The organism is uncultured Brachyspira sp. (assembly GCF_944388875.1).
In the GTDB taxonomy this organism is placed as follows: domain Bacteria; phylum Spirochaetota; class Brachyspiria; order Brachyspirales; family Brachyspiraceae; genus Brachyspira.
In genome coordinates this window covers 397,544-420,604 of record NZ_CALXKQ010000001.1, presented here as the reverse complement: position 1 = coordinate 420,604, position 23,061 = coordinate 397,544, and the positions used below count along the sequence as shown (strand labels likewise).

The 23,061-nt window shown below is 24.9% G+C and carries 18 protein-coding genes and 1 pseudogene; 14 read left to right on the top strand and 5 right to left on the bottom strand.

The genetic code is table 11. From position 1 onward, the window contains the following. Nucleotides 1-38: 38 nt before the first annotated feature. The 8 genes from Q0J69_RS01950 (at nucleotide 39) to Q0J69_RS01915 (ending at nucleotide 11,312) form a co-directional block, all read left to right on the top strand. Complete coding sequence (locus Q0J69_RS01950) at nucleotides 39-2,660, top strand: hypothetical protein (protein WP_297203819.1); 2,622 nt, start codon at nucleotides 39-41, stop codon at nucleotides 2,658-2,660. A gap of 566 nt (nucleotides 2,661-3,226) precedes the next feature. Beyond that, nucleotides 3,227-4,675 (top strand): Eco57I restriction-modification methylase domain-containing protein, encoded by a 1,449-nt coding sequence (locus Q0J69_RS01945; protein ID WP_297203818.1) that lies wholly within the window; start codon nucleotides 3,227-3,229, stop codon nucleotides 4,673-4,675. Between the two features lie 399 nt (nucleotides 4,676-5,074). Then, nucleotides 5,075-5,965 (top strand): hypothetical protein, encoded by an 891-nt coding sequence (locus Q0J69_RS01940; RefSeq protein ID WP_297203817.1) that lies wholly within the window; start codon nucleotides 5,075-5,077, stop codon nucleotides 5,963-5,965. Nucleotides 5,966-5,986: 21 nt separating this feature from the next. Further along, nucleotides 5,987-6,934: a DUF1848 domain-containing protein gene (locus tag Q0J69_RS01935; protein ID WP_297203816.1), complete on the top strand. Its 948-nt coding sequence runs from the start codon at nucleotides 5,987-5,989 to the stop codon at nucleotides 6,932-6,934. Between the two features lie 52 nt (nucleotides 6,935-6,986). Continuing rightward, nucleotides 6,987-7,253: a hypothetical protein gene (locus Q0J69_RS01930; RefSeq protein ID WP_209283649.1), complete on the top strand. Its 267-nt coding sequence runs from the start codon at nucleotides 6,987-6,989 to the stop codon at nucleotides 7,251-7,253. A gap of 747 nt (nucleotides 7,254-8,000) precedes the next feature. Next, nucleotides 8,001-9,353, top strand: a complete 1,353-nt coding sequence (locus tag Q0J69_RS01925) for a TaqI-like C-terminal specificity domain-containing protein (protein WP_297203815.1) — start codon at nucleotides 8,001-8,003, stop codon at nucleotides 9,351-9,353. Further along, complete coding sequence (locus Q0J69_RS01920; RefSeq protein ID WP_297203814.1) at nucleotides 9,354-10,295, top strand: P-loop NTPase fold protein; 942 nt, start codon at nucleotides 9,354-9,356, stop codon at nucleotides 10,293-10,295. A gap of 66 nt (nucleotides 10,296-10,361) precedes the next feature. Continuing rightward, nucleotides 10,362-11,312: a hypothetical protein gene (locus tag Q0J69_RS01915; protein ID WP_297203813.1), complete on the top strand. Its 951-nt coding sequence runs from the start codon at nucleotides 10,362-10,364 to the stop codon at nucleotides 11,310-11,312. Between the two features lie 763 nt (nucleotides 11,313-12,075). On the opposite strand, the gene Q0J69_RS01910 is transcribed toward Q0J69_RS01915, so the two are convergent. Both Q0J69_RS01910 and Q0J69_RS01905 read right to left on the bottom strand, forming a co-directional pair. Next, nucleotides 12,076-12,324 carry a DUF2442 domain-containing protein gene (locus Q0J69_RS01910; protein WP_297203812.1) on the bottom strand — a complete coding sequence of 83 codons (249 nt, stop codon included), beginning with the start codon at nucleotides 12,322-12,324 and terminating at the stop codon, nucleotides 12,076-12,078. Between the two features lie 2 nt (nucleotides 12,325-12,326). Beyond that, on the bottom strand, nucleotides 12,327-12,581 hold the full coding sequence (locus Q0J69_RS01905; RefSeq protein ID WP_297203811.1) for a DUF4160 domain-containing protein: 255 nt from the start codon (nucleotides 12,579-12,581) through the stop codon (nucleotides 12,327-12,329). Between the two features lie 157 nt (nucleotides 12,582-12,738). Here Q0J69_RS01905 and Q0J69_RS01900 point away from each other — a divergent pair, with 157 nt between their 5' ends. Together Q0J69_RS01900 and Q0J69_RS01895 are read left to right on the top strand one after the other, a co-directional pair. Beyond that, complete coding sequence (locus Q0J69_RS01900) at nucleotides 12,739-12,981, top strand: type II toxin-antitoxin system HicA family toxin (RefSeq protein ID WP_297203810.1); 243 nt, start codon at nucleotides 12,739-12,741, stop codon at nucleotides 12,979-12,981. 2 nt (nucleotides 12,982-12,983) lie between these two features. Continuing rightward, nucleotides 12,984-13,160, top strand: a complete 177-nt coding sequence (locus Q0J69_RS01895) for a type II toxin-antitoxin system HicB family antitoxin (protein WP_297203808.1) — start codon at nucleotides 12,984-12,986, stop codon at nucleotides 13,158-13,160. A gap of 165 nt (nucleotides 13,161-13,325) precedes the next feature. Here the strand turns inward: Q0J69_RS01895 and Q0J69_RS01890 are convergent, their stop codons facing one another. After that, nucleotides 13,326-13,943 carry an HD domain-containing protein gene (locus tag Q0J69_RS01890; RefSeq protein WP_297203806.1) on the bottom strand — a complete coding sequence of 206 codons (618 nt, stop codon included), beginning with the start codon at nucleotides 13,941-13,943 and terminating at the stop codon, nucleotides 13,326-13,328. Nucleotides 13,944-14,051: 108 nt separating this feature from the next. Here Q0J69_RS01890 and Q0J69_RS01885 point away from each other — a divergent pair, with 108 nt between their 5' ends. The 4 genes and pseudogenes from Q0J69_RS01885 (at nucleotide 14,052) to Q0J69_RS01870 (ending at nucleotide 21,515) form a co-directional block, all read left to right on the top strand. Next, nucleotides 14,052-14,300, top strand: coding sequence for a hypothetical protein (locus Q0J69_RS01885; RefSeq protein WP_297203804.1), 249 nt, complete (start codon nucleotides 14,052-14,054; stop codon nucleotides 14,298-14,300). 98 nt (nucleotides 14,301-14,398) lie between these two features. After that, a pseudogene (locus Q0J69_RS01880) lies at nucleotides 14,399-17,522 on the top strand (efflux RND transporter permease subunit). A gap of 13 nt (nucleotides 17,523-17,535) precedes the next feature. Further along, the gene (locus Q0J69_RS01875) at nucleotides 17,536-19,491 is read left to right on the top strand and encodes a BspA family leucine-rich repeat surface protein (RefSeq protein WP_297203803.1); all 1,956 of its coding nucleotides are present in this window, start codon (nucleotides 17,536-17,538) and stop codon (nucleotides 19,489-19,491) included. Nucleotides 19,492-19,769: 278 nt separating this feature from the next. Then, entirely contained in the window at nucleotides 19,770-21,515 is a 1,746-nt protein-coding gene (locus tag Q0J69_RS01870) for a ribonuclease R family protein (protein ID WP_297203801.1), read from the top strand. Between the two features lie 230 nt (nucleotides 21,516-21,745). On the opposite strand, the gene Q0J69_RS01865 is transcribed toward Q0J69_RS01870, so the two are convergent. Together Q0J69_RS01865 and Q0J69_RS01860 are read right to left on the bottom strand one after the other, a co-directional pair. Further along, nucleotides 21,746-22,399, bottom strand: coding sequence for a DUF2726 domain-containing protein (locus Q0J69_RS01865; RefSeq protein WP_297203799.1), 654 nt, complete (start codon nucleotides 22,397-22,399; stop codon nucleotides 21,746-21,748). Between the two features lie 11 nt (nucleotides 22,400-22,410). Next, nucleotides 22,411-23,034, bottom strand: coding sequence for a DUF2726 domain-containing protein (locus Q0J69_RS01860; protein WP_297203797.1), 624 nt, complete (start codon nucleotides 23,032-23,034; stop codon nucleotides 22,411-22,413). Nucleotides 23,035-23,061: the final 27 nt, after the last annotated feature.

The following is a 23,061-nucleotide window of genomic DNA, read 5'->3' as shown; positions in this document are numbered from 1 at the left end:
TATAAAATACATATTAATATAAAATTATGGAGTTTAATATGGAAATTAAGGATAAAATAATATCTGATGATTTGATAAATACTTTAAAAGAAGAATCTAATATAAATTCTGAATTTAAAAAATTATATAATTTTGCCTTTGATTTTAATAAAGATTATGAGAATAAAAATTTTTATAATATTATAATTAATTTAAGAAAATGTAGTGATTATGTATGTACTATTTATGGAGTTAAAAGCTTAGAAAATATTATTTCTTCTGTTATATGGAAAAAAGTATCTTCTTCATCTGAACGTTTATATACTACTAAATATCTTGATAATTATATACAAAAATATGATAATATAGAAGATTTTTGTATTGATTCATTTAATGATATAACTAATAGTAGAGATATAGCTAATTCGAATTTACACCCACAATTTAAAAAATATAGTTTTAAAATTAATGAATATAATTTACCACATTTTAATTCTATAAACATTCTAATAGAAATAGGATTATTTGGATTGTATTATAAAAATGAACTCAATTCTAATGATGAGATATATTTAGAAAATATTTTTGAATTACCTACTAAAGAAGATTATGATAATTATATCAAAGATAATAATATAAAAAATCATACACTATTTGAATTTATTTATGTAGAATATATTATTAACAATGAAAATAATGAATTTTTAGATAAATATGATGCATTAAAAATAGCAAAATATTTTTGGAATCAAAATTACCAAGAAATAATTAATATATTGAATGAAAGAAAAAAATATATTATTGAAACAAATGATAGTTACTATCAGTTAATTTTATCAATTGCAATAATGCGTATAGAATTAAATGAAAAAGAAAAAGCAGTAAAATTTTTGAAACAAATAGTTAATGAATGTAATATAGAATATATAAAATATATTGCAATTGAGTTAGCAAGATATTGTGATGAAGATATAGAATATAAATATGAATATGTAAAATATCCTGCTAATATAGAAAGATATTATAATGATATTACTAATACTTTATATGAATATGTAATAAAAAATTATAATGGTGTGGTAACTTTAGAAGAAGATAATAGTTTTTTTATATTGAGAAATAATATAAAAAAATGGATTTCTATATATTTACAATATATATCTTTAGGTTTGTTTAATTTATTAAATTCGCATTTTGCAATTTTATTAAAGGAGCAAATAATACAATATAGTATTTATAAAAATAGTAATGAAATATTATTGCATACATTTTTTTTATTATTAAATTCTAATTTATATAATAATAAAATTTTAAAAGATGCAAGTTTAATTATAGAAGATATGTTACCATTTTTAGATTATGATAAAATATTATTATATATTGATCAAATAGTAGAAAGTAAAAAAATTAGTACTTCTCAAATTAATTTTATTATAAAAAATATTGATTTATTAGAAGAAAACCATATAAAAAAATTATCTAATAAAATTACTAAATTATTAAGTCAATTTGAAAAAAAAGAAAAAAGTATAAAAGATAGGTTTAATTATTTTGTTATTGAGGACTATATAAATATATTTATTTTGTTATTAGAGTATAATCAAGATTTATGGCAAAAAGAAAAAAGATTTTTATTAGAAATATTAAAAAAATATAAGTATAATCTTAATTTTTATATGAAAATGTATGTATTCATTGATACAATTATAGATAAATTATTTTCTAAATATAATGATATTATTGATAATGATTATATATTAGAATGGATTGATTTTTTAGAAGAAATTTATCAAGATAAAAAATTTAATAATTTTAATTATATTAAAAATGCAGAATCAGAATTAAAGTATAAAATAGTTTTAACTTTTTCTTATTTAAATAAAAAATTAGAAAATATATATCTAACAAAATATTTTGATGTTACATTTTATCTATATAATGGTTTTAATGCACTACCAGATATTACTGAAGAAAATATTAAAAAGCTTTATGAACATTGTAAAGAAGAATTAAAAAAAATATTTATTTCAAAAGATCAAGATCCTATATATATTATAAATCAGTTTTTAATTATAACAAGAGACAATAATTATTTGTTTGAAGAAGCTAAAAAATTGTTAAATGATTATATAGAGCATTTCTATAATGATAATACTAATTATGTATATAAATTTGATTTTTTAATGTCAATACTATCTCTAATTTTAGAATATAAAAATGAAAAAATTATTAATGATGAACTTATAAAAAAATATATAGATATTAAATATTTAGAAGGAATATTTAAAAATAATTTATCTATTATGTACCATGATATGGCTAAAAAATCTATTGTTGAAGTAATAAATTCGTATATTGATTGTTTAAATAGTATTATTGATCCATCTTCTTTTGGTATGAATAGTTTATTAAATTTATCTAATATATTATGGCATAAAAATACTATAAAATATAGTACTACATTATTAAAATATTTTTATAATAATATAGATTGTGAATTTAAATCTATTTTAAAAATGCAAATAATAAAATGGATTGGAAGTTTACCAATAAATTTGGCTACATATATGATAAAAAATTATAAATTTATATATAAAAATGAGGTTAATATTATTGATGAAATAAAATATATATATCCAAATATGAATTTAAAATTATTAAAAGAATTAGATAAAGAGTAATATGTATTTTATTTTTTTGTTTGATGTTGGGTAATAAACCGCACCTACATTTTACTGTCCTTAATATTAAGATATACGGTGCGGAAAGCCCCTACGGCGAGTAGTGGGTAATCAGCCGTATATTTAAGTAGGTCATTATTTCAGAGTAAAAGGCTTTAGCCTGCGTTCAATATTTAATAAAAATTCGCGTTATCGTTTTTGGTATGCTACCAGAATGTTTGGGTTATCCTACAGTATGTAAATGCTTTTTGCTTCTCGCCTGCCAAAGGCACGCACAGCGAGGCGGGCTTCGCCTGTGCCACAAAAGAAGTAGTTTTTTGGTACTTTTTTCCTATGAAAAAAGTACAATCTTTTTCGTGTTTTTTCTAAAAAAGTTACTGTTTGTAGGCTTATTTTGTTAAAAATGTTTGTTTAACTTTAAAGGGTGGGTGGGTTATATGGAAAATTTAAAAAAAATTATTTATTGGTTCGTCTTTGAGTTTGGGTTGGATTTTTAGTTATTTTATTTATTTTTTGAGGTTGGGTAATCAGCCGCACGTACATGGGGCGTTTGGTAAGGGTTAGCGTTGCCGTGCGGGAAGGTGCTACAGCTTGTAGTAGGTAATGGTTTTTACGAGAGCCATCTCGATTTGGACGATGACACTTTATATAAAATTAACTGTTTCGATTGGAATTCTAAGTTTAGGGATATTATGAAAGCAGGCGGGTTTGATGTAGTAATTGGAAACCCCCCTTATGTTCAAATTCAAAGTATGGAAAAAGAACTTAAAGAAGGCTATAAAGAATCTAATTATAAAAATTATGTTTTAACAGGCGACATTTATCAATTATTTTTTGAAAAAGGTTTAGATGTATTAAAAACAGGCGGTATTGTAGGAATGATAACATCTAATAAGTGGATGCAGGCTAATTATGGAGCTATTACAAGAAATTATTTTTATAAGAATGCAAATGTTAATGGTGTTATAGATTTAGGAGGTGGAAGATTTCAAGGTGCTACAGTTGATACAAGTATAATATTATATTCAAAAAATGATGGTGAAATAAAAATTAATGAACCTAGAGAGTTTAAAGCGATTAAATTTTATGATGATTTATCAGAACTTGAAAATATACAATTTGGAAATGAAGTTATTATAGCAGATAAAGATAAACAATGGCTTATAATGAATAATTTAGAAAATGGTATATTTGAGAAAGTTAGTAAATTTAAACCTTTAAAGAATTGGGCTATCAATATAAATAGAGGTATTTTAACAGGATTTAATGAGGCATTTATTATTGATGAAGAAACTAAAAATAATATTATAAATGAAGATATTAAAAGTGCAGAGTTAATAAAACCTTTATTGAGAGGAAGGGATATAAAAAGATATTCATATAATAAAAATGGATTATATTTGATTAATACTCATAATGGTATAAAGGAAAAAAATATACCACCTATAAATATAAAAGATTATCCAGCTATAAAAAAGCATTTAGATAAATATTATAAACAATTAGAAAAAAGACAAGATAAAGGAAATACTCCTTATAATTTAAGAAATTGTGCTTATTTATTAGATTTTGATAAACCTAAATTAATTTATCCAGAAACTACAACATCAGCTAATTTTTATTATGATGAAGAAAATTTCATTCCTGACAAAACAAATTTTATTATGACAGGAGAACATTTAAAATATATTATGGCTGTATTATCTTCAAAAGCAGGTTTTTATATTTTTTATCATTTTTATTCTAATATACAATTAGGTAGTGCAGGTTTTCAATATAGAAAGGATTCAATAGAACCGTTTCCAATTCCAGAGCCTGATAAAGAAACTGAAAGTAAGTTAGTTAATCTCGTTGACAACATCATTGATTTAAACAAAAAACTTTCTTCCGAGAAGAATCCTAACACTATTGAAATGCTTAACACGCGTATTCAGGCGGTGGACAAGGCTATTGATAAGATTGTGTATGCTTTGTATGGGCTTAACGATGAGGAAATAAAGATTATTGAGGGTTAGTTCTTTGTAAAAGAAAGCAAAACGTTTTGTGTACTTTTTTGTTTAGGCAAAAAAGTACCAAAAAACCTACTTCTTTTTTGTAAAAAAGAAGCAAAAAACATTTACAACATGTATGGGATATCTTTTATTAAATATGATATCTTATACATGTTCTTTTTTCTACGCCACAGGCGGACTTCGTCAAAAGAACCAAAAAATTTTTATTAAGTTTATGATGCGGGCTGTTAGCCCTTGTTTAGAATTTAAGGGTCTATATAGTGGGTTGATAATTTTATATATAAATTTATAATTTGAGCAATGAGGAAGTGAGGATTATAGAAGGTTAATAAAAGGAACTATAAGAGGTTTATTATGTTAAAAAATATTTTATTATTACAAAAATTAGTTTTAGGATATTAAATGATAATAAAAAATTATATAGAAACTATTTATAATGATTTAAAACAATATATGTATATGTACAGTGAAGGGGTGTTATGTGAATTAGATGATTTATATTTTTACGATAATCACATTCCTGATTATAATAAATATTGTGTTCAACAATTGTACTTATTAAGATATTCATATGCTTATATATTTGAATATATGGAAATGTATACTTTACTGTTTGGTTTTTTTTATAGTAATCGAATTGATTATAGAAATTGTGAAATACTATCTATAGGTTCTGGTGCTGGTTTAGATTTATATGCTTTAGATTCACTATATAATAAAAACCTATATTACAGAGATAATTTTCCTATAAATTATGTTGGTTTAGATATTATTGATTGGCAATATACTCCAACAATACTTAATAATGATAATTGTACTTTTAAATTTAATCTATTTGATTTTTATAATTTTTTAATTAATCAAGATCCTTATATTGATACTAATATATATAGTAATATTATATTTTTTCCGAAATCTATAGGAGAAATACAAGATGAGTTATTAAAAGTTATTCCCAAAAAAATTTATTATGATAATATATATTTATTAATTTCATTTGCATTTGATGAAGATAGATTAAAGAAAAATAATATATTAAAATATTTTTTGGATAATGGATTTGTATATGAAATTTTATTTGATGTAAAAGTAGATGAAATCGGAAAAAAATATATAAATGATATATGTAAAGATTATATTTATCCAGAAAATATAAAAAATATTTTAAATGAATTAACCAACCATTTTTGTACTGAGAAAGAAAATTGTAGATTAAATTGTAATGTTAATCGATATCCAGTTATTACAAATAGAAAATTTAATTATTCAATAATAAAAATAACTAGATTATAGTTAAATATTTAAGGATAGATAATGATAATAAGTGCTAGTAGAAGAACTGATATACCGTCCTATTATTCGGAGTGGTTTTTTAATAGGATTAAAGAAAAATATGTCTTAGTACGAAATCCTATAAATATATATCAAGTTAGTAAAATAGATATTTCGCCTGATATTGTTGATTGCATAGTATTTTGGAGTAAAAATCCTGCTCCTATGTTAGATAAATTAGATTTGTTAAAACATTATAAATATTATTTTCAATTTACAGTAACTTCTTATGGTGATGATATAGAAAAGAAAGTACCTTCCAAAAATGATAAAATTTTTGATACATTTAAAAAATTATCTGACAAAATAGGAAGTAAAAAGGTTATATGGCGATATGACCCTATAATGATAACTGATAAATATAATATTGATTATCATAAAAAATATTTTGAAAAGATAGCCAAACATTTGCATAATTATACACAAAGATGCACCATAAGTTTTATGGATATATATGCAAAAGTAAAAAGAAATATGAAAGGCATAAATTTTTATGATATAAACAATGATGAAAATATGATATTAGATTTAACAAAATTTATGTCTGAAGTTACAAAGTCATATAATATGAGTATAGATACTTGTGCAGAAACTATGGATTTGTCTAAATTTGGTATTACTCATGGAAAATGTATTGATGATAAATTAATATCTGATATTGTAGGTTATGATATTAAAGCCAATAAAGATAAAAATCAAAGGTTGCCTTGCGGTTGTATAGAAAGTTTTGATATAGGGGCATATAATACTTGTTTAAGTAAATGCGTTTATTGTTATGCAAATTATAGTGAAAAAAAGATTGATGAAATGCATTCAAAATATGATAAAACTTCTCCTTTATTATGTGATTCCTTAACACCAAAAGACAAAATTACAGATAAAAAAGTTTCTTCATTTAAAACAGTACAGCCTCATTTAAATTTAGATTAATTTTTATTAATAAAATTTTTTAATATTGTATTAAAATATTATGGAGGATAATATGCTTGACTTTGAAATTATAAAAAATATCTTAGATGAACTTGATAAAGGATTTGAAAATTTTGATTTATATATAAAGTCTATAGACTATGAACAATTTAAAGAAATTTTTAATTTTTTAATTAATAACTATATAATAGGTGGAAACATAGAATTTGCTACAGCTATGACTATGACAATTTATAAAGAACCATATTTAACATCAAAAGGAAAACGAATATTAAATTTAATGCGAGAAGGTCGTATCAATAGCTTAGAAGATTTATAATATTTTTATTGTTTGATGTTGGGTAATCAGCCGTATATTTAAGTAGGTTATTATTTCAGAGTAAAAGGCTTTAGCCTGCGTTGTATATTTAATAAAAATTTGCGTTAGCGTTTTTGGTATATTACCAGAATGTTTGGGTTATCCTACATGATGTAAATGCTTTTTGCTTCTTTTGTTTTATTATAAATAAAAATTGTTCGCTTTTGGGTTCTGTCAAGTAAACTTGCCAGAAGCTCACAATTTTTATTGAAAAAAGTACAATCTTTTTCTAATTTTTTCTAAAAAAATTATATTTGTAGGCTTGTTTTGTTAAAAATGTTTGTTTAACTATAAGGGCGGGTTTGGGTGGGTTATATGGAAAATTTTAAAAAATTATTTATGTGTTAGTTTATGATTTTTTGGATTAGCTTTTTCATTAGTTTTTTTGTTTGATGTTGGGTAATCAGCCGCACGTACAGGGGGCGTTTGGTAAGGGTTAGCGTTGCCGTGCGGGAAGGTGCTACAGCTTGTAGTTTTTCGTTTTTTTCTAAAAAAGTTACTGTTTGTAGGCTTATTTTGTTAAAAATGTTTGTTTAATAATAAGAGGGGGTTAGGGTGGGTTATATGGAAAATTTAAAAAAAATTATTTATTGGTTCGTCTTTGAGTTTGGGTTGGATTTTTAGTTATTTTATTTATTTTTTGAGGTTGGGTAATCAGCCGCACGTACAGAGGTCTGTCCGTAATGGGTTGCAGTGCCGTGCGGGAAGGTGCTACAGCTCGTAGTAGGTAATGGTTTTTACGAGAGCCAGTCGGTGCTTGATTTTGACGAGGAAACGCAGTATAAAATAAATTGTTTTGATTGGGAAGATGAGTTTAAAAGCGTTTTTAAAGCGGGCGGTTTCGATGTGGTGATAGGTAACCCACCGTATGTTGACTCCGAAGAAATGGTAAAAAGTAGTCCTTTAGAACGTAATTATTGTTCTTCAAATTATGAAGTAGCAAGTGGAAATTGGGATTTATATTGTGTATTTTCAGAAAAAAGTATTAGTCTATTAAAAGATAACGGATATTTTGGTTATATAATACCAAATAAATTTTTATCTTTACCTTATGGAGAGCATTTAAGATTATTATTTTCAAAGTATCATATAAAAAACATTAGGGATTATTCTTCTGTATCTGTTTTTGTAAGTAATAATAAAAAGATTAATGTATATCCTATTGTTATTATAATAAATAAAAAAAATCCTGAAGTTGGTATGTATAATAAAATGATATCTGAAGAAGAAATTGATTATAAAAAAGAATTTCTTATAGATAATACTTTTGAATGGTCTGTTAAATTTGATAAAGAATTTGAATTGATAGATAAAGTCGTGAAAAAATCTAAATTATTAGGTGATGATTTTATTATTGAAAATTCTGCTACAGTATCTGAAGCATATGAAATTAAAAAATATTTAAAAGATGATAATAATGTTGATTCATCTTTTAAATTTATTAATACGGGTACTATAGATAGATATCCTATTTTATGGGGAATTAATAATACTCAATATATAAAAGATAAATATAATTATCCTATAGTAGAAAAAGAGATTGTTAAATCTAAATTTCCAAAAAGGTATAATAGTGCAATAAAAGAAAAAATAATTGCTGCAGGAATGGTAAATAAACTAGAATTTTGTTATGATGATACTTCAAATGTATTAAGTGGTAAATCTACAACTATAATAATGAATAAAGAACAAAGCATATATAATTTAAAATATATATTAGGTTTATTGAATTCAAAATTATATAATTTGGTATTTAAATCTTCTAATAAACATAATTCTATGAGTGGAGGATATATGAATGTTAATAAAAATTCATTATCTAATTTCATCTATTATCCTTTAGATATGTCTAATAAGCAAGACAAGGAAATGCATGACAAGATGGTTACGCTAGTAGACAGTATCATAGCTCTAAACAAAAAATTAGCTTCCGAGAAAAATCCTAACGCCGTTACTATGCTTAACAGGCAGATTAATGCCGTTGACAAGCAGATTGATTCTTTAGTGTACAAGTTGTATAATTTGAGCGATGAGGAGATTAAGATTATTGAGGGGGAATAAATGGAAAATAAAGATAATTATTTTAAATATATAGAAAATACAATAAAACATTATTTAGCTGAAGAAAATACAGATTATGGAATAATGCTTACAGGTGAATGGGGAGCTGGTAAAACATATTATGTGAAAAATAATTATAAAGATAGTATATATGTATCTGTTGCAGGAAAAAATACTATAGATGATGTAATTTATGATATAAGCATATCTGGTATTTTTGATGTTCCCAAAAAAGACTCAGATTGTCCAAATATAAAAGCTATAAATAATGTAAATAAAATGGCATTAAAAATTTTTAAACCTATAATAAAATATACTAATAATATTTTAGAAGAACCTATTATGAAAATATTATCTGATATAAGTAATAATTCTATTGAAATTAATAAAATATTATTAATTATTGATGATTTAGAAAGATTATCTAAAAATATAAATATAGAAGATTTATTATATTCTATTTATGATAATTTTATATCGAATAATGTAAAAGTATTATTTATTTGTAATGAAGAAGTATTAATTAATAATGGAGAGTATAATAAAATAAAAGAAAAAATCATAAGGCATACTATAAAATTACATAGTATAGATAAAAATAATTTTAAATTATTTTTAGAAACATATATAATAAAAAATTTAATATATGATAAAGACATAGAAAATTATTATATTAGTAATCATTTTTTTTATGAGCAATGCATACCTAATATTATTAATATATTTATGGAAATGGAATGTTATAATATAAGGACTTTTAAAAAATTCTTCGATATGTCAAAATATTTCTTAAATGAAATAAATAGATTTATAGAGAAAGAAGAATATAAATTAAACAATAATGAAGAATTATTTTTAGAAATATTAAAAATATTTGCAATTGTTTTAATAGTATATGATAAAAATATAATAAATAATAGCGTTTTTGTAAGTAAAGAATAATATGATAAATATCATTCAGAAATTATTACTGAAGCAATAATAAAAAATGCTATAGAAAATTGTTCTATGGATATGAAAACGGAGGAAAATCAAAATGTAAATAATAATATTAATCAAGAATATTTATCTAAATTTAAAGAATTAATTTCAAATATAGGAAAACAATATGTTATAAGAAATGAAACAAAAAAATATATTTTATATTATTTTTATAAATATATAGAATGCGGAATGTTAAATTATGAAGAATTGTTTTTAGAATATAAAAATCATATTTATCTAAATAAAAAATATTTAAAATCTTATAAAATAATTAGTGAAGGCTATGAAAATTCTGAAATTATCAAAGAAAATATAGATATTGTTTTTAATATTATAGAAAAAGAAATTGATAATTTTATGGATTCAGATTGTTTCGATATATATAGTAAAGTTTATTTTTATTATTATGATATTATTTATGATAATAAAGATAGATATTTAAAAATTTTAAAAAATGCATTATATAATTATTGGAACAATGCAGATGTTAATGGTATTTTTCTTATAAAAAATGAATATGAGCATAATAATTTTTTCTATTTTATATCTCGTAATGATATTATATCCATTAATAATAATGATGTTTTAATAAATTATGAAAGAGAATTATTAAATAATTTGTATGAAAAGAAAATAAAAGAAGTTCCAGAAGAATTTTATAATGTTTTAGAAAATTTTAATAATCATAACAAATATTATTTTTTTTCTGACTTTGGACAATATAATTATGCAATAGTACATTTGTTGTTTTTATCTCAAAATTTACGACTTATTACAAAAGATGTTTTTTCAATAAGAATATTTTTATTTTTTTTGAATTCAAAAACTATTATTTATAATGCTAAAGAATTAAAAGATATGGTAAATAATTTGATACCATTTGTAGATAGTATAGAAACAAATGATAAATACTTATTAGATAGAATAAAAGAATTAAGAGAAAGAATAGAATTCTATAATAATACAGATTATTAGTTGTTTAATATTGGATAAAGCCGCACCTACATTTTACTGTCCTTAATATTAAGATATACGGTGCGGGAAGCCCCTACGGCGAGTAGTGGGTAATCAGCCGTATATTTAAGTAGGTCATTATTTCAGAGTAAAAGGCTTTAGCCTGCGTTCAATATTTAATAAAAATTCGCGTTATCGTTTTTGGTATGCTACCAGAATGTTTGGGTTATCCTACAGTATGTAAATGCTTTTTGCTTCTCGCCTGCCAAAGGCACGCACAGCGAGGCGGGCTTCGCCTGTGCCACAAAAGAAGTAGTTTTTTGGTACTTTTTTCCTATGAAAAAAGTACAATCTTTTTCGTGTTTTTTCTAAAAAAGTTACTGTTTGTAGGCTTGTTTTGTTAAAAATGTTTTTTTAATAATAAGGGCGTACCCTTCGGGTATTTCCTCACTTCGTTCGGTCAGGTGGTGGGTTATATGGAAAATTTTCAAAAAAATTATTTATGGGTTAGTTTTGTGTTTGGGTTGGCTTTTTAGTTATTTTTTTTGATGTTGGGTAATCAGCCGCATACCGACTTCGTCTGGTACTTCCTTCGGTCGCGTACAGTGGGCGTTTGGTAATGGGGTGGCAGTACCGTGAGGGAAGCCTGCACGAAGTAAGAGTATAGGTTAATACTCATCCGTATATTTAATTATGTTATTATTTCAGTATAAAAGGCTTTCGCCTGCATTATATATTTACTAAAAATTCAAGTTAGCGTTTTTATATATTATCAGAATGTTTGTTAGCTAAATTCATAGGCATAGTATAAAGTATTACATGATATATCCAAATCATCATTCCAAGAAATACCGTATCCGCCAGTATCCACTTTTACAAGTTTAAATAAACTGATGTCATTTAAAATTTCAAACTCTTTATGCTCAGAGATTAGTTTTTTTACATCATAATATCTTACTTCTTCATTTTCAAAGATTATTTTTAAGATTAGATTATCCAAAGCTTTAACATTTTTAATTTTGTGGAAAATCATAATTACTCCAAAGGTTCTAATTGTTTAAAGTTTTGTGTATTCCAAATATTTAGTAGTTCATCTTGATTATTTTTAGCCCATTCCAATACAAGAGAACATGCTTTATTAGGCAAATCACCTTCTATCATTTTTAATTCGTTTATATCGATAACTCCAACATATTCTCCATATATAGCATGAAAGTGCGGAGGATTATGTTCTTTTTGCTGAAAATACATTTTTATGATGATACCATAAAATTTTGATATAGCAGGCATTTGTATTCCTTATTTTTTTATTAATTTTAACATATAGAGCATGTTTTTACAAATATTTTATTTTTGTTTAATGTTGGTATTAGCCGTCTGTATGTAATGGGTTGCATTGCTGTTGGCTAGTAGTTGATTTTATATTGAATAACTTTATAATTAAATTATGGATAAAAAAGAAATTATTAATAAACTTGAAAATAATAATAAAAATATTAAATATCATTATTTTTGCAGTATTATAGAATCTTTTGGTTTTGTTTGTAAAAGGCAAAGAGGCAGCCATAGGATATACTCTAAAACTGGTGTTAATGAGCTTATTAATATACAAAATGTTAATGGAGAAGTAAAACCTTATCAAGTCAAGCAGTTTTTATATATTGTAAGAAAATATGGTTTGGAGGAGTAATTATGAATTATAGTATAAAAATTTTTTATAGTGAGGAAGATGAGGGGTATATAGCTTTATCTGAAGAATTAGACTCTATTAGTGCTTTTGGGGCAACAGAAGAAGAAGCCTTGAAAGAAATAAAAAATGCCATAGCATTATATTTTGAAGAAAAAAATATACCATTAAGAAGATCATGAAATTTTGTTATGTAGTTTTTAATGTTATTTTTTGTTTGATGTTGGGTAATAAGCCGCATACCGACTTCGTCAGGTACTTCCTTAGATTGCCTACATTGTACTAGCCTCAAATTTAAGATATGCGTTACAGTAAGTAGTGCGGAAGATAGGTAAGTAGGCGAATACCTACAAAATATTATCTTTTATGTTCGGAAGCAAGTTGTAAATTGAAGTTCCTATTGTGCTTTCAAAATATGATTTTATTTCAAATAGTTTTTTCCATCTTAATGCACTCTGAGGAAATGTACCATACCTGAATGCTACATCTATAAACCTTTTTTCTAAAATACAAAAGCCAGTGGGTAAAGCAAGACTGTCGCATAATTGAATAAGAAGATCATAATCATCGTATACCGCATTGGCTATAAAGTTTTTGATAAAGTTATAATCTTCTTCAGGCATATAAAATTTTCCTATTGCAGTGTCTATATCCTGTATCATGAAGGCATGAGTTATGCATATTTGAGCCATCTTTTCCCAGCCGTATTTAATGCAGTATTTATATCCGTCTATTAGATGCCTCTCAGCACTTATTCCAGTGTACCTTCCTATGTCATGAAGAAGCCCGAATATGTATACATTATCTTCATCTAGTTTTTTGTCTGAAGAGTTTCTATTGTACTGTGAAGCTATTATTCTTGCAGCTTTTGCCACGTATCTAGAGTGTTCAGCCCAAGGGGTGGGATTTGATTTGTATGCCTTATTTAATTCATATTCTGCTCTTTCTAAATCTAATTTTTCCATTCTCATAATAATATTTTACAACTTTTTTATAAAAAATAAATGATATATTGGGAACTTTTATATTTATTTTACGTCTAATAAAACAAATAAATCAAATAGGATACTATTATGCTAAAAAAAATTAGTTTTTTAATGACATCTGTAATATCAATTTTTTTATTGAGTTCATGTTCTCCAGAATTTAATCATATTCTTCATAGACCTCCGCATCCCAGGGGATATTTTGATTTAGCTTTCGGACCTCATTTTGCCATTAATGGTATTCTCAATATAATAATAAAAATATTAATAATCGTTGCTTTGGTATTTTTGGTAAAAATGCTTTATGATAAAGATAAAAATAATAAAAAAGAATAGTTTTATATTTTTAAATTTATTGATAAAAGGATATTGAATATTTTTTAGAAATTTAATATCATATTTGCGTGATATATTTATGATTTAAATTTATAAAAATGAAGAAATTTATTACTCTTATAATAAATAGACCTACAACTGTGTTAGTTACACTTGTATCCATGTTCATAATTGGAGTTATCAGCATATCAAGGCTTAATATAAATTATTTGCCAGATATGGAAGTCCCTATTATAAGTATAAAAACTACTTATGAAAATGCAGGACCAGAAGAAGTAGAGAAATCGGTTACTAGAGTTATAGAAAATGCAGTATCTTCTGTTAATAATGTGAAAAATATTACATCCAAATCAAAAGAATCTGAATCCAATGTTGAGATAGAATTTAATTGGGGAACTGATTTGCAGACAGCTTCTGATGATATAAGAGAAGCTATAGATATGATTAGAGCAAATCTTCCAGATGACTGCGATAATCCAAATATATCAAAATTTTCAAGCGATGCTACACCTATAATGAATATAGCATTCTTCGGTACTGATAATTTGTCTTCGCTTTATGATTTAGTTGACAGCCAAATACTTACAAGATTGGAGCAAGTTGAGGGAGTTGCACAAACTGAAATACGAGGCGGATTAAAAAAAATAATACGTGTTGATATAGATTTAAATAGATTAAATGCCTATTCAATTAATATTAATGATATAGTAAAAACTCTCGCTTTAGAAAATCAGAACGTTTCAGGCGGTGAAACTTATGAGGGAGTTTATAAATATAATATAAGAACCACAGGAGAGTTCAAAGAAGTACAGGATATAGAAGGCGTTGTTGTAGAATTAAAAAATAATACTTATCCCGTAAGGGTAAGAGATATAGCTTATGTTCATGAAGATTATGAAGATGATTCTGAGATTGTGCGTATAAACGGACAAAAAGCCCTTACTATTGCAATAACTAAAGAATCAGGCGGAAACATTATACAAATAGCAAGGGATGTAGAAAAAAGACTTGAAACTATTAATCTTCCTTCAGGGGTTTATTATCAGATATTATTTAACAGCTCAGATACAATAAAAAATTCTATACGCAATGTTTTAAATACTGTATGGCAGGGTGCTTTATTTGCTGTTATAGTGCTTATGATATATTTATGGGATATAAAAAGCGTATTCATAATAAGTGTTTCAATACCAGTTTCTGTTATAAGCACATTTATTTTAATGTATTTTTTTGATATAACTATTAATGTAGTGTCGCTTTCAGGATTGGTGCTAGGTATCGGTATGATGGTTGATAACTCTATTGTAGTTCTTGAAAATATATTTTATTATAACAATTATTATAATAAAAAAAGCATTTCTAATGATAAAAGAATAATAAGAATAAATAATTTTAAATCATCTATATTAGGTGCAAGCGAAGTATCCATTGCTATAACAGCTTCAACATTAACAAGCGTATGCGTATTTTTACCGTTTTTATTTGTTCAAGGACAGATGGGACAGATGTTCAGCGATTTATGTGTTACAGTATCTATATCATTGATGACTTCTCTTTTTGTAGCTTTAACAATAGTTCCGCTCTTGGCTTCAAGATTAAACAGCCCTCATTCTAAAGAGAATATAAAACCTAATATTATGAATAAACTGGAAAAATTTTTTAATGATAAGGTGCATGATAATGTAGAGAAGTTTTATTTAAGCATGCTTACTATAGTTATGAAAAATAAAAAGAAATCATTTATATTAATAGCTTCTTCATTATCTTTATTATTAATATTATTATTAACTACTATTGGCAAAGAAGGTTATCCAGTATCTGATGAGGGTACTATTATTTCGAGATTAAGACTTCCAGTAGGTTCAAGGGTAGAGTTTACCGATATGTTTATATACAAAATGGAAGATGATATAGAGAATGCTGTAAGTAATAATATGGCATATTATGAAACAAGGGTAAGAACTGGAAGGAATGAGCATCATGGAGAGGTTAGAGTAAAACTCGTTGATAGAGAAAAAGGAAGAAAGGCTGATATTAATTATTATATAGAAAGCATAAGAAATAAGGTTAATGGATATCCTGGACGTATAGAACTTAATTCAGAAAATGTTGCTTTGGGAAAGCCTAAGGATTATAGTGCAATTGTTATAGAACTTGTAGGAGATGATTTAGATAGAGGCTATGACGTTGCAAGCAACATTATAGTCGCTGCCAGTAAAGTTGATGGAGTTAGAAGCGTGCTTATTAAAGAGGATGATTCCAACCATGAAATAATTTTTGATATAAACAGAGATTTAGTTTCAAAGATGGGAATAAATATTAATACTATAGCTAATATAATAAGAACATCATTCAGCGGCACAACAGCAAGCACAATGTCTTTGGATAATTCAATATATGTTGATACTGATATAATTGTACGTTTGGAGGATACTAACAGAGATAGTCTTTCAAGTATTCAAAAGATAATGATACCAACTTCAAACGGCATAGTTCCAATTTCATCTGTAGTTAATATTTATAAGGATACAGGACCTACTGAAATAAATAGAAAAAATGATAAGAGAATAATACAAATAAATGCAAGTTCTTACGGAAGACCTATAAATGAAATTGTAAGCGATATTAGAAAAGAGCTTAATAATATATATACCGAGCGGATTTTCCGTTAATTTTTCAGGCGATTATGAGGATATGCAGGAGGCTTTCGGGCAGTTAATAGTATCTTTGATAATGGCTTTGGTTTTTGTATATGCTATAATAGCAGGGCAGTTTGAATCATATATTACGCCTTTTGTAATATCTCTTGCTGTGCCTTTTGCATTATTCGGTGCTTTGGTATTTTTATACTTTGGAGGACAGACTTTAAATGTTTACAGCGGAATAGGAATAATAATGCTTGTAGGTATAGTTGTTAATAATGGAATAGTTTTGATAGATTATATGAATAGGGCTGTATTGGAGAGAAATATAAGCTGGGATACTGCAGCTTTGGAATCATGTAAGAGAAGACTTAGACCAGTACTTATGACTTCGCTTACTACTATATTGGGATTATTCCCTATGATTTTTGAGGTTGGAAACGGAAGCGAGATGTACAGACCTTTGGCTATAGGAGTTTGCGGAGGGTTGATATTTTCTACTATGTTTACTCTTATAATAATACCTTCTGTATATTCTAGTTTTAGAAACAGATTTAATATAAAAATACGCGAGGATTAATATATTCAGAATTATGAGTAAGTATAAGCCTTTATCAAAAGAAGAATTAAAAAAAATAACAGATGATGAAAATATTTGTTTAAGCAGTGTAGATACAAGTTTAATTAAGGACATGAGTTTTTTATTTGAAAACAGTAAAAGAAAAAATTTTGAAGGCATAGAAACTTGGGATACTTCAAATGTTTATGATATGACTGCTATGTTTAAGAATGCTGAGTATTTTAATTATGATTTGAATTCTTGGAATACTTCAAATCTTAAAAAGATTCCATTCATGTTTTTTAATGCATTAAGTTTTGATAAATATCCGTATAAATGGAATCTTGATAATATAAAAGAAGCATATAATGTATTTAGTGAAAATATAGATATAAAAAAACTTCCTATTAATTTGAGAGTTAATCTGTATTATGAAGATTTTGACAAAATTAATGACATTGATATAAAAGATATATATAAATCAATAATAACTTCAAAAAACAGAAAGATTATAGCTTTTAGAACAAAGTTAGAAAAAGAACATTATGAAGAGCTTAAAAATCTTATAGAATACAGAGAAAGTTTAGAGGCAAAATCTGAAACTTTATTTAATACTGTAGAAGAAGTTGTGGATTATGTTGATAAAAATTATGAAGAGGTTTTTGATAAAAGTTTAAAATTTATTAAAGATGAGTATGATATTCTTACAAAGGATAAAACTAAAAAGATAGATATTAAAATCATTAAGTTCATTTACGGAAGTTATTTAAAGATTAAAGATAATGTAAGAAGATTAAAAACTATAGATAATATTATAAACTTGATTGATATTGAAAGTTTTAGGAATGCCGCTTATAAAATATTTGAAAATGACAGAAGTAAAATTGCTTCAAGAATAATTGTAGGTATATACGGCAAAGGCAGTATTATAAAAGATTATGCTAAAAGTATTCAAGGAAAAGAATTTTATCCGCGTTCATATTATGTTTATATACTGGCTTTAAATGACGGAAAATATGCTTTAAGTTTAATTGATGAAATGGCTGGAAAATCAAAAATTGAGAGTGTAAGAAATGCTGCTAATTCTGCACTTGATGTAATAGCTGACAGAATGAAAATAGACAGAGAAGAGCTAAGCAGTTTATTAGTTTCAGATTTCGGACTTGATAAAAACGGAGAGAGAATAATAAATATAGAAGATAAAAAATATAAAATATCTATTAATAATAATATGTCTATTGATATAATAGAAAATGATAAAATATTAAAGACTATGCCAAAAACTTTTTCTAACGAATTAAAATCAGATATTAATTTTATGAAGAAGGAGATTAAAAATGTTATTAAGAGAGAAAAAGAAAAAATAATGCATCTTCTTATGAACGGCAGAAAATACAGCTATGAGTTTTGGAAGAGGATTTATATTGATAATTCATTTTTGAATCAGTATTCTGTGAATTTGTTTTGGAACTTATATGATGAAAATGAAAAATTTATAAATATATTTAGATATTTAGGGGATGGAAGTTTTATTAACTTTAACGATGATTATATAAGATTAAATGAAAATAATTTTATAAGTTTATCTTCTCCTGCAGAAATGAGTAATGAGTTATTGGAAAAATGTATTAGTCAATTATCAGATTATGAAATAGCACAGCCTATTAAACAGATTCAAATAATAGATAATTTAGAAAATGAATTTAATAAATACAATGGTTTAGCACTTACAGTATCTAAAATAAAAAGCTTTGTTAATAAATTTTCATTCAAAGAGATTTCAGATTATTATGTTATAAATGGTTATGAGTATTTGGATAATTATAGCGGCTTATCATTGTATATAGATTCTCCTTTTGAAAGAAATTCTAATTATAATGATGAGGTTAATATAAAAGTTTCAATTAACGGAAGGAATGAGAATAATAAAGAAGTATTTAACAGGTTCATCTACGGAAGCATTTTGATTTTGGAGAATTTGTTTAATTAGTTTTTGTATAAAGTTATAATTAATTATAAAACACTTGATAAAATTTTTATATTGTTTTTATTATATTATTTGTAATATATAATAAATAACTGTTGCTAGAATAGAATGTAATAAATTATATATTGAGTATTGAACTAAATATTTTTTATAATCTTTTTAATTAAAAAAGTTAATAAAATATTAAAATTGAAGTATGAATATTTATTTTTTATATTGTTAATTTGAAATAAGTATAAAAAGAGTATATATTTATTTAAAATTTAATTTAAAGGCAGATTATGAAAACAGCAGAAGAGTTAATAAAAAAATTAATGAAAAATCAGATGGATTATAATATATTTATAAAATTTAATTCAAAAACAGCAATAGAAAAAACAGCACTTACCAATTTAATAAGAAAAGCTATAAGCGACGGATATATACAAAAAACTGACGGCAATTTGCTTAAAGTTACTAAGGAAGGCAGGCAGTATATTAATAAGATAGAAGGTAAGGAGGAAGCACCTAAAACAGTAAAATCGGTAAAAGTTAATATTAATCCTAGTGATGCAAAATTAGATTCTCAGATTATAGCCAAAGCATATAATATAAAATTAAACTTTGATGAAGAGCTTTTAAAATTAGCTGATGAAATAAATAATAATGCTGATTTTACAAATATAGAAGATGACCGAATTGATTTTAGAAATCTTAAAACTATAACAATAGACAGTGAAACTTCAAAAGATTTAGATGATGCATTTAGTATAGAAAAATTAGATGATAATAATTATAAGGTTTATGTACATATATCTGATGTAAGCCATTTTATAGAACTTGATTCTCCGCTTGATTTGGAGGCTAGAAACAGAGGAAATTCCACATATTTGATTGATACAGTATATAATATGTTTCCTGAGGTATTATCTAATAATATAATTTCATTGAATGAAAACTCTGACAGATTTGCTTTGACATTGATTGCTGATATAAATACTAATGGGGATATATTAAATTCATCTATATGCAAAAGTATTATAAGATCTGATAGGAAATTATCTTATGATTATGCAGAAAAAATAATAAAAAAAGAAGCAGAGGATGAGTCATGGCTTTTAGAATTGATAGATAATGCTTTGAATGTGAAAAATATATTGTACAAAAAAAGAAAAGAGGGAAGAGGAGTTGAATTTGAAGATCAGGATGTAAAGATAGTATTAAATGATGAAGGCATACCAATAGAATTTTATGCTGAAGAGAAAAAAGAGGCATCTAAAATAATAGAAGAGCTTATGATATTTGCTAATAGCGAAACTGCGAAGAAACTTTCAAATTATGATGGGGTTATATACAGATATCATGGATCTCCTGATGAGTACAGATTTAATAATTTTAAGATATTAGCACATAATAAAGGGTATGATTTAAAACAGCTGGATGATAATACATATAATATAAAAAGTTTTATAGATGAAATAAAGGGAAAGCAGGATGAGAATTTATTAATACCTGTGCTTCTTCGTTCAATGACTCCTTCTTCATACAGTACTGTAAATAAAAGCCATTTTGGTTTGGGTTTTGATTTCTATACATATTTTACTTCACCTATAAGAAGATACGCTGATTTGCTTGTTCATAGAATAGTTAAGGACACTATAATAAAGAATAATAATACTGTAAACGAAAAATTAAAAAATATTTGTATAAATTCTGTAGAGAATTGTTCTATTCTTGATAAAACTTCTAAAAAAGCAGAACGTTATATTAGACAGATAAAAGCGGCTAGATACATGAAAGACAGACTTGGCGATGAGTATTATGGAGTTATAAGTTCTATATCTCATAAAGGTATATATGTTGAAATAGAAGGTTTAGAGATAGAAGGATTTATAGAGGCTACGTATGTAGGTTCAAATTATAAATTTTATCAGGATATGCAAAGCGTATATATAGATAAAATAAAGGCTTATGAATTAGGCAATAGAGTGAAAATATTAGTTGCAAGTGCTAATGTTGAGAACGGAAAAATATTCTTTTCTTTGTAAATTAGACTTGTTTCAAAAGTACTTGACAAGATTATATATAAAATTTTTATAATTTATAAATGCAAAATAATGTTTTATATGTTGTATAAATTATTATTTTAGTATATAAATATGCAGTCTTTTTGTTTCTCGCCGCAGGCAGGCTTCGCTTGTGTCAACAAAAGAAGATGGGCTGTGTAGCCCCCTCAATTAATAAATAAAATTAGTTTTGAAACAGTCTATTATTTATATTATGCAGTAGTATTTTTTCTTATAGAATTTTCTATATCTTTCAGATAATACTCTAGCTTTTTATCATCTATAAATTTAGAATTTTCTTTTATTGATTTCTCATCTATGATAAAGTACTGCATTCCTGCTTTGCTTACTAATTTTTCTTTTGTTATATCGTTGTTTTTGATTTTTTCTTTCATATCTTCATTGTTTCCAAAATGTCCTGCTCCATTATATTCTATAATTGCTATAGGCTGATTAATTTTATCTCCGTTTTTATAAGTAATTAAAAAATCACAGTAGAAATCTCTAAAAGTTTTCCATACATCCGTATCTTCTTCAGCATCTAAAAAAGCTTTAAATGAAACTTGCTTATAAATATTATAATCTTTAAATACTTTTAATATAGAAAAAAATACTTTTGTTTCTTCAATATTCATAATTTTTTTTATTAAAATATTTCCGCTATCCATATTTTCCAGTCTTTGTTCTGTTATATCTTTTTTTATTTCTTTATATCTTTTATAATATTTATTTCTTCTATAGTATCTTTTAAAAGGTCTTCTATAATTTCTATAAATATTAGAGTTTCCTGTTTTTGATATTAAAAATAAAAAAAGAGCTACAAATATAATAAAAATAATCACAGATATTAATACACTAGAATTCATAATATGTTTCCTTATTTAGATAAAATATTATTTATATCATTCAAAAAAGAGTTTAACTTTTCTTCGTCTATAAGTCCTGCTTTCATTTTTATATCAGAATCCTTAATAATAAAATATTTCAATCCTATTTTATTAAAAAGTTTTTCTCTTATCATATCATTATTTGTTACTTTTTCTTTTTGTTTTTCTGTATCTCCAAAATGTCCTCCGCCATGATATTCTATAACAGCTATAGGTTCATTCATTTTACTTCCTCTTTTATGTGTAATTAAAAAATCACAGTAAAAATCCCTAAATGTTTTCCAAGCATCAGTGTCTTCTTCTCCTTTTAAAAATGCCCTAAAAGATACCTGCGGATTTACACTATAGTCATTTAATATTTTTACCATAGAATAAAAAATTTTTGTTTCTTCTATATTCATAACTCTTTTTGTCTTAATATTTCCGCTATCCATATATTTTAATCTTCTTTCTGTTATTTCATTTATTTGATATTCATCATCATTATTACCAATATCAGTATCAGCTTCATTAGAAGAATAGTTTTGACGTTCCTTCTTTTTTTTCTTTGATAAGATCAATATTATAAATAATAAAACAAATATAATAGATATAATAATTGATATTTTGAACATTATGAAATCTCCATTTTATATAAAAAA

Coding starts and splice junctions, on each gene's coding strand:
- Q0J69_RS01950 (WP_297203819.1), top strand. CDS start 39: ATGGAAATTAAGGATAAAATAATATCTGATGATTTGATAAATACTTTA.
- Q0J69_RS01940 (WP_297203817.1), top strand. CDS start 5,075: ATGATAATAAAAAATTATATAGAAACTATTTATAATGATTTAAAACAA.
- Q0J69_RS01935 (WP_297203816.1), top strand. CDS start 5,987: ATGATAATAAGTGCTAGTAGAAGAACTGATATACCGTCCTATTATTCG.
- Q0J69_RS01930 (WP_209283649.1), top strand. CDS start 6,987: ATGCTTGACTTTGAAATTATAAAAAATATCTTAGATGAACTTGATAAA.
- Q0J69_RS01920 (WP_297203814.1), top strand. CDS start 9,354: ATGGAAAATAAAGATAATTATTTTAAATATATAGAAAATACAATAAAA.
- Q0J69_RS01915 (WP_297203813.1), top strand. CDS start 10,362: ATGGATATGAAAACGGAGGAAAATCAAAATGTAAATAATAATATTAAT.
- Q0J69_RS01910 (WP_297203812.1), bottom strand. CDS start 12,324: ATGATTTTCCACAAAATTAAAAATGTTAAAGCTTTGGATAATCTAATC.
- Q0J69_RS01905 (WP_297203811.1), bottom strand. CDS start 12,581: ATGCCTGCTATATCAAAATTTTATGGTATCATCATAAAAATGTATTTT.
- Q0J69_RS01900 (WP_297203810.1), top strand. CDS start 12,739: ATGGATAAAAAAGAAATTATTAATAAACTTGAAAATAATAATAAAAAT.
- Q0J69_RS01895 (WP_297203808.1), top strand. CDS start 12,984: ATGAATTATAGTATAAAAATTTTTTATAGTGAGGAAGATGAGGGGTAT.
- Q0J69_RS01890 (WP_297203806.1), bottom strand. CDS start 13,943: ATGGAAAAATTAGATTTAGAAAGAGCAGAATATGAATTAAATAAGGCA.
- Q0J69_RS01885 (WP_297203804.1), top strand. CDS start 14,052: ATGCTAAAAAAAATTAGTTTTTTAATGACATCTGTAATATCAATTTTT.
- Q0J69_RS01875 (WP_297203803.1), top strand. CDS start 17,536: ATGAGTAAGTATAAGCCTTTATCAAAAGAAGAATTAAAAAAAATAACA.
- Q0J69_RS01870 (WP_297203801.1), top strand. CDS start 19,770: ATGAAAACAGCAGAAGAGTTAATAAAAAAATTAATGAAAAATCAGATG.
- Q0J69_RS01865 (WP_297203799.1), bottom strand. CDS start 22,399: ATGAATTCTAGTGTATTAATATCTGTGATTATTTTTATTATATTTGTA.
- Q0J69_RS01860 (WP_297203797.1), bottom strand. CDS start 23,034: ATGTTCAAAATATCAATTATTATATCTATTATATTTGTTTTATTATTT.